A 328-nucleotide genomic window follows, 5' to 3' on the forward strand; every position below is an offset into this window, starting at 1 on the left:
AAACATTTAAAATCTGAAATAAAATCTACTGAAGAATATATTGTTGAGATGAAAATAATAAATAAGATATTTTCTAAARRTACTATTATGAGAATTGGTAGGGGGTACACTTCCCACAAAATTACCAGATACATATATTATTGAACTAGAATATGAAAAAAGTAAGTATGAAATAAATGATAAAGAAATATTTAATTCTTATGAAGTAGGTCATCTTATAAAGTTAAAACTCGTTAAAAATTTAGATAAAAATAAAAATATTATAAGATATGATTTATTTAAGTTAAAATAAATCATATTTTAATATAATTCAAATTAACCATAAAAT

Annotated in this window: 1 protein-coding gene; it reads left to right on the top strand. The window is 18.7% G+C overall.

Annotation, left to right across the window (positions count from 1 at the left end; genetic code table 11):
* Nucleotides 1-94: 94 nt before the first annotated feature.
* A complete protein-coding gene (locus G3997_RS04495) occupies nucleotides 95-292 on the top strand; it encodes a hypothetical protein (protein WP_296648743.1) in 198 nt (65 codons plus the stop codon).
* The last annotated feature ends 36 nt before the right edge of the window (nucleotides 293-328 follow it).

The sequence above is a fragment of the Romboutsia sp. 13368 genome, from assembly GCF_018336475.1.
In the GTDB taxonomy this organism is placed as follows: Bacteria; Bacillota; Clostridia; order Peptostreptococcales; family Peptostreptococcaceae; genus Romboutsia.